Genomic DNA, 5,896 nt, shown 5'->3' with positions numbered 1-5,896 from the left:
CGCGGTTGTCGCTGGCAACCCCAGCGGCGCGCCCAATCATGTCACCGGGGTCGAGGCGCTGGAAGCCGGGACGTCGTCCTTCGCCATCGCCGACAGCGCGGGCAATGTCGCCTCGATCACTTCGACGATCGAGAGCGGGTTCGGGTCGGGGCTGGTCGTCAACGGCTATTATCTCAACAACGAGCTGACCGACTTCAGCTTCGTGCCGAGCGTCGATGGCGTAGCGGTGGCGAACGCGGTTGCAGGCGGCAAGCGGCCGCGCAGTTCGATGTCGCCGATGATCGTGACCGGGCCGGACGGCCGGGTGCGCCTCGCGGTCGGCGCCGCGGGCGGAGCGACGATCCCGGCGCAGGTGCTCAAGGCGATCATCGGCGTGATCGACTGGAAGCTGAGCGCGCAGGATGCGATCGCCCAGCCGGTGATCTTCGCGCCGAGCGGGCCGACGATCTATGTCGAGGCCGACTCGCCGCTGGAAGCGATGGTCCCGGCGCTGACCGCGCTTGGCCATGGCATGATCAAGACCCGCCCCCACGGCACGTTCAAGGCCAATGCGATCGAAAGCGTCGCCGATTCTGACGGCAGGGGCCGCTGGGTCGGCGCCGCCGATCCGCGCAGCGAGGGCGTGGCGGTCGCGCAATGAGCCGCCGCGTCGAAGCGCGCCAGCTGGAGCATTTCCCCAACCTGGTGGCGATGTTCTTCGCCCGCGCCGCCGAGAAAGGCGACGCGCCGTTCCTATGGGCCAAGCGCGACGGGGCGTGGCAGCCGACGAGCTGGACCGAAACGGCTCGCCAGGTCGCGGCGCTGGCCGCCAGCCTGCAGCGGATCGGGCTGAAGCCCGGCGAGCGGGTGATGCTGGTCAGCGAGAACCGGCCGGAGTGGCTGATCGCCGACCTCGGCATCATGGCGGCGGGCTGTGTGACCGTGCCGACCTACACCACCAACACGACGCGCGATCATCAGCATGTGCTGGGCAACGCCGGAGCGCGGGCGGTGATCGTGTCGAACCAAAAGCTGGCCAAGGCGCTGGTCCCGGCGGTGTTGTTCACGTCGGAATGCCACCATATCATCTCGATCGAGCCACTGGCGGTCCAGCAGTCGCCCGATGTCGCGCAATTCCATCTGTGGTCCGACTTCGTGTCCGGGCCGGGCGATGTCGCAGCGATGCGCGAGGCGGCGAGCAAGGTCGGGCGCGACGGGCTGGCCTGCCTGATCTATACCAGCGGCACCGGCGGCGCGCCGCGCGGCGTGCGTCAGCATCATGGCGCGATCCTCCACAATGTCGAAGGCTGCATCGACGTCATCGCCAATGATTTCGGCTGGGACGACGAGATATTCCTGTCGTTCCTGCCGGCCAGCCACGCCTATGAGCATAGCGGCGGCCAATATTTTCCGATCGGGCTGGGTGGGCAGATTTATTACGCCGAGAGCCTCGAGAAGCTCGCTGCCAATATCGAGGAAGTGCGCCCGACGCTGATGGTCGTCGTGCCGCGCCTGTTCGAGATGCTGCGCGCGCGGATCATCAAGACGATCGAGAAGGATGGCGGCCTGCCGGCCTATATGCTCCACCGTGCGCTGGGTATCGAGACCCGGCGAACGGCGGGCAAGAGCCGGATGCTCGACCTGCCGATGGACAAGATCCTCAGCATCACCCTGCGCAAGAAGGTGCAGGCCAAGTTCGGCGGGCGGATCAAGGCGATGGTGTCGGGGGGGGCGCCGCTCAATCCCGAGGTCGGTCTATTCTTCCAGGCGACCGGGATCGTCGTGTTGCAGGGCTATGGCCAGACCGAGACCGGACCGGTGATCAGCTGCAACCGTCCGCAGGCCGGGATCGCGATGGCGACGGTGGGGCCGCCGCTCAAGAATACCGAGGTCCGCTTCGCCTGCGACGGCGAGTTCATGGTGCGCGGCGAGTTGGTGATGCACGGTTACTGGCGCAATCCCGAGGAGACGGCACGGGTGCTTCAGGACCCCGTCTCGGGTGACGGGACAGGCGCATGGCTGGCGACCGGCGACGTCGGCCATTTCGACGATCATGGCCGGATCGTCATCACCGACCGCAAGAAGGATTTGATCATCAATGACAAGGGCGACAATGTCGCGCCGCAGCGGGTCGAGGGGATGCTGACGCTACAGACCGAGATCGCCCAGGCCATGGTCTATGGCGACCGCCGCCCGCATATCGTCGCGCTGCTGGTGCCTGAGGCGGAATTCGCCGACGCGTCCGACCTGCAGCAGCGGCTGGCCAGGGCGGTCGACCGGGTCAATGCCGAACTGAGCGTGATCGAAAAGGTGCGGCGGTTCATCATCGCCGATGGCTTCACGGTCGAAAATGAGCAGCTTACGCCATCGCTCAAAATCCGCCGCCATGTCATCGCCAAGGCCTATGGCGAGCGGCTGGACGCGCTCTACAAGAAGTAGGTCTTTACCCGCGCGGTTTTTCATAGGGGATGAAATCGTTCATCGCGCAGCTGCCGACGGTGAAGCCGTTGGGCAGGTCGACGACTCGCGAAATATCACCCCGGCACAGCGTGCTGTTGCCGCGTAATTCGGTCACCAGCGTGTAGTGGCCCGAGCCGAGCGGCGAGCAGCCGCCCTGGGGCGCCTGGACGAAGACCCGGTTCGACCCGTCGTGGAACAGGATGGTGTAGTCGTCGACGACCTCCATGTCGGCCGAGCGATAGGACGGCAGGCAGGACACCGGCTTCTGCGCGACTTTGCCGGCGAGCGCGCGACGCAGCGTGTCTTCCTGACGCGCGGTGCGCTGTGGCGGCTGGGCCAGGTTGGCCGAGCAGGCGGCGAGCGCCAGAGGGGCGGCAAGAAGCGGGAAGAGTCGGCGCATGACGGTCACTCCGGTTGAGACGTACGACCTGTAACGCATCAGGCGCGCATTGGGATGAAGTGACGCTTAACGAAACGCATCCTTGGCCGCGCGCCGCTCGGCGAATTGGTTGAGGTCGGCGGCTAGCAGGAACGGGTTGGTCGCTCGCTCTTGGGCGATGGTGGTTGGCACGGTCGCCTTTCCCGCTGCGCGCGCGCCTTCGACCGCCGCCAGCCTCGCGGCGACCGCAGCATTGCCGGGTTCGGCGTGGGCGGCAAAGCGGGCGTTGGCGAGCGTATATTCGTGGGCACAATAGATAAGCGTGTCGTCAGGCAGCGCAGCGAGGCGACGGAGCGAAGCGAACATCTGTGCCGGTGTCCCCTCGAACAGCCGACCACAGCCCATCGCGAACAATGTGTCGCCGACGAAGGCGATGCCGGCATCGCGAAAGATGTAGGCAACATGGCCAAGCGTGTGGCCGGGCACGTCCCACACTTCGCCGACATGGTCGCCGATGCGGACGGTGTCGCCGCCCGCTACGGCGACGTCGAGGCCGGGGATGCGATCGGCCTCGACAGCGGGGCCCAAGATGCGCGCGCCCGCTTCCTTCACCGCCAAGTTGCCGCCGGTATGGTCTCGGTGCCAGTGGGTATTGAGCACCTTTCCAATCGTCCAGCCACGATCCGCGGCAGCAGCCAGCACCGGGGCGGGATCGCCGGGATCGATCACTGCCGTCTCGCCGCTGGCGTCGTCGTGGACCAGCCACAGGTAATTGTCAGCGAACGCCGGGACGCAGACGACCTCCAGTGCCATTACCAGCTCCCCACATTGGGCATCGACGCCCAAGGTTCGACCGGGCCGAGCCGTTGGCCGTTCTGCAGCAGCTCGACCGAAATGCCATCGGGCGAGCGGACGAACGCCATATGGCCATCGCGCGGCGGGCGGTTGATGGTCACGCCGCCGTCCATCAGCCGCTGGCAGGTCGCGTAGATATCGTCGACTCGGTAGGCGAGATGGCCGAAATTGCGCCCGCCGGCATAATCGGCCTCGCCCCAATTATGGGTCAACTCCACCTCGCCGCCGTCATCGCCCGGCGCGCCGAGGAAGATCAGCGTATAGTTGCCTTGCGGCACCTCGATCCGTCGCCGCTCTTCCAGACCGAGCAGCTGGAAAAATGCCACAGTGGCGGCGGGATCGGTGATCCGCAGCATGGAATGGAGGAATTTCATTCGACTCGTCGCTCCGCTTATTTCGTCGGGGCGGACTGCACCGTCAGTGGCACCGCGGCAAGGCCAAGCGCCTGACGCGCACGCAGGCCGGTCGGGCCGTTGGGGTCGCGTTTGAGCGCCTGCTGCCAGGCCTCGCGCGCCGCCGCTTCCTCCCCGGCAAGCTGCGCGACATGGCCCGATTCGAACAGGATCGTGGGATCGTCGGGGGCCAGCGCCAGCGCCCGGCGAATGGCGATCTTGGCGCGCGGTACGTCGCTACCGGCGACCGCCAGCACGGCGCGGAAGTACCAGACGAACGGGTCCTGCGGGATCAGCCGCGCGGCTTCGGCCGAGCGCGCCTCGGCGAGCGGGGCATCGCCCGCGGCCTGCGCCGCACGCGCCCGGTCGAGCAGCAGTTCGCCGCGATCGCGCGGGGCAAGCGACTGCGATTCCAGCCCATGGTCGAAATCGCGCGCCGCTGCTGCGGGATCGCCCGTCGCCAGCCGGAGGTTGCCGCCGATCCCCCACAGGCGCGCGGCGTTGACCTCGCCGGCGCGGGCGGCGGCGGCCTCGGCCTGGTCGGCGGTCATCGTTGCCGGCTGGGCCGGAGCGGCGGCGGCGATGAGCAGGGCAAGGATCATATTCGGGTTTCCACGAGGGCGACGAGCAGGCGCAGCAGTGCGTCGATCTCGTGCGGCTCGGACAGGCGGTGACCGCCGCCCTTGAGCAGGTGGAGCTGGACATCGGCTGAACGAAGCTGGGCCAGCAACTTCAGCGGCACGTCGATGGGCACGTCCTCGTCCTGGTCCCCGTGAAGCAGCCGAACCGGGCAATTGATGGCGATGGCGGCGTCGAGCAGGCGCATCGCTTCGCCCGAGCGCCAGAAGGCGGAGTGCGTGACCGATGGCTCGGGGCCGTAGGCGTTGGGCCGGTCCAACCGGCCGTTGTCGAGCAGGGCCCGCTTCTCGTCGGCGGTGAATCCCCAGTCGGTGAAATCTGGCGCAGCGGCGATACCGACCAGCGCCGCGACCCGCTCCGCCCGGCGCAGCGCGACATGGAGCATCAGCCAGCCGCCCATCGACGAGCCGACGAGGATCAGCGGTCCCTCTGTCAGCCGGTCGATCGCCGCCAGCACCTCGTCGAGCCAATGCGCAAGCGTGCCGTCGGCGAAGTCTCCGCTGCTCTCGCCGGTCCCCGAATAGTCGAGCCGCAGGCAACCGCAGCATGTCCGCGCGGAGAAAGCATCGACGGCCAGCGCCTTGGTCCCGCGCATGTCGGACGCATAGCCGGGGAGGATCACCAGTGTGGGCCTTCCCGCCGCTCCCGCCCGGAAATGGAAAGCAATCCGCCGCCCGTCGTCGAGGGCGAAGAAACCCGGGCGCGGCAACACCGCTACAGCTTCTCGGTCAGCTCCGGGACGAGTTTGAACAGGTCGCCGACCAGGCCGATGTCGGCCACCTGGAAGATCGGCGCGTCCTCGTCCTTGTTGATGGCGATGATCGTCTTGCTGTCCTTCATCCCCGCAAGATGCTGGATCGCGCCGGAAATGCCGACCGCCAGATAGACTTCGGGCGCGACGATCTTGCCCGTCTGGCCGACCTGATAGTCGTTGGGCGCATAGCCGGCATCGACCGCCGCGCGGCTGGCACCGACGCCGGCGCCGAGCTTGTCGGCGAGCGGATCGATCAGCGCATGAAACTGCTCCGACGAGCCGAGCGCGCGGCCGCCAGAGACGATGATCTTGGCGCTGGTCAGTTCGGGGCGTTCGGACTTGGCGAGTTCGGCCGAGACGAAGTCGGCCTTGCCCGAGTGGGTGCCGGCGTCGACCGCCTCGACCGTGCCATTGCCGCCATCACGCGCGGCTTTCTCG

Annotated in this window: 8 protein-coding genes; 2 read left to right on the top strand and 6 right to left on the bottom strand. The window is 67.5% G+C overall.

What is annotated here, in order from left to right; all coding sequences use genetic code 11:
* Together RMN84_RS04390 and RMN84_RS04385 are read left to right on the top strand one after the other, a co-directional pair.
* Positions 1–640 (top strand): gamma-glutamyltransferase (locus RMN84_RS04390; RefSeq protein WP_309610984.1); only part of this gene is annotated, 640 nt, incomplete at its 5' end.
* Positions 637–2,418 carry an AMP-dependent synthetase/ligase gene (locus RMN84_RS04385; RefSeq protein ID WP_309610983.1) on the top strand — a complete coding sequence of 594 codons (1,782 nt, stop codon included), beginning with the start codon at positions 637–639 and terminating at the stop codon, positions 2,416–2,418. The genes RMN84_RS04390 and RMN84_RS04385, both read left to right, overlap by 4 nt.
* 4 nt (positions 2,419–2,422) lie before the next feature.
* Here RMN84_RS04385 and RMN84_RS04380 read toward each other — a convergent pair whose 3' ends face one another.
* The 6 genes from RMN84_RS04380 to RMN84_RS04355 form a co-directional block, all read right to left on the bottom strand.
* Entirely contained in the window at positions 2,423–2,878 is a 456-nt protein-coding gene (locus RMN84_RS04380) for a hypothetical protein (protein ID WP_309610982.1), read from the bottom strand.
* A gap of 27 nt (positions 2,879–2,905) precedes the next feature.
* Positions 2,906–3,631, bottom strand: coding sequence for a hydroxyacylglutathione hydrolase (gene gloB / locus RMN84_RS04375; RefSeq protein ID WP_309610981.1), 726 nt, complete (start codon positions 3,629–3,631; stop codon positions 2,906–2,908).
* Complete coding sequence (locus tag RMN84_RS04370; protein WP_309610980.1) at positions 3,631–4,047, bottom strand: VOC family protein; 417 nt, start codon at positions 4,045–4,047, stop codon at positions 3,631–3,633. Before RMN84_RS04370 ends, gloB begins: the two co-directional genes overlap by 1 nt.
* A gap of 17 nt (positions 4,048–4,064) precedes the next feature.
* Positions 4,065–4,667 carry a hypothetical protein gene (locus RMN84_RS04365; protein WP_309610979.1) on the bottom strand — a complete coding sequence of 201 codons (603 nt, stop codon included), beginning with the start codon at positions 4,665–4,667 and terminating at the stop codon, positions 4,065–4,067.
* On the bottom strand, positions 4,664–5,413 hold the full coding sequence (locus RMN84_RS04360; RefSeq protein ID WP_309610985.1) for an alpha/beta hydrolase: 750 nt from the start codon (positions 5,411–5,413) through the stop codon (positions 4,664–4,666). Before RMN84_RS04360 ends, RMN84_RS04365 begins: the two co-directional genes overlap by 4 nt.
* A gap of 5 nt (positions 5,414–5,418) precedes the next feature.
* A partial coding sequence (locus tag RMN84_RS04355; RefSeq protein WP_309610978.1) for an FAD-binding protein occupies positions 5,419–5,896 on the bottom strand: 478 nt, incomplete at its 5' end.

The sequence above is a fragment of the Sphingomonas sp. genome (assembly GCF_031380695.1).
Classification (GTDB): domain Bacteria; phylum Pseudomonadota; class Alphaproteobacteria; order Sphingomonadales; family Sphingomonadaceae; genus Sphingomicrobium.
The sequence above is the reverse complement of the archived record's forward strand: the minus strand, read 5'-3'. Positions and strand labels throughout refer to the sequence as shown.

Bases quoted from the DNA above. Each gene is read 5' to 3' on its own strand.
- RMN84_RS04370 (WP_309610980.1), bottom strand. From the start codon at position 4,047: ATGAAATTCCTCCATTCCATGCTGCGGATCACCGATCCCGCCGCCACT.
- RMN84_RS04365 (WP_309610979.1), bottom strand. From the start codon at position 4,667: ATGATCCTTGCCCTGCTCATCGCCGCCGCCGCTCCGGCCCAGCCGGCA.
- gloB (WP_309610981.1), bottom strand. From the start codon at position 3,631: ATGGCACTGGAGGTCGTCTGCGTCCCGGCGTTCGCTGACAATTACCTG.
- RMN84_RS04380 (WP_309610982.1), bottom strand. From the start codon at position 2,878: ATGCGTTACAGGTCGTACGTCTCAACCGGAGTGACCGTCATGCGCCGA.
- RMN84_RS04385 (WP_309610983.1), top strand. From the start codon at position 637: ATGAGCCGCCGCGTCGAAGCGCGCCAGCTGGAGCATTTCCCCAACCTG.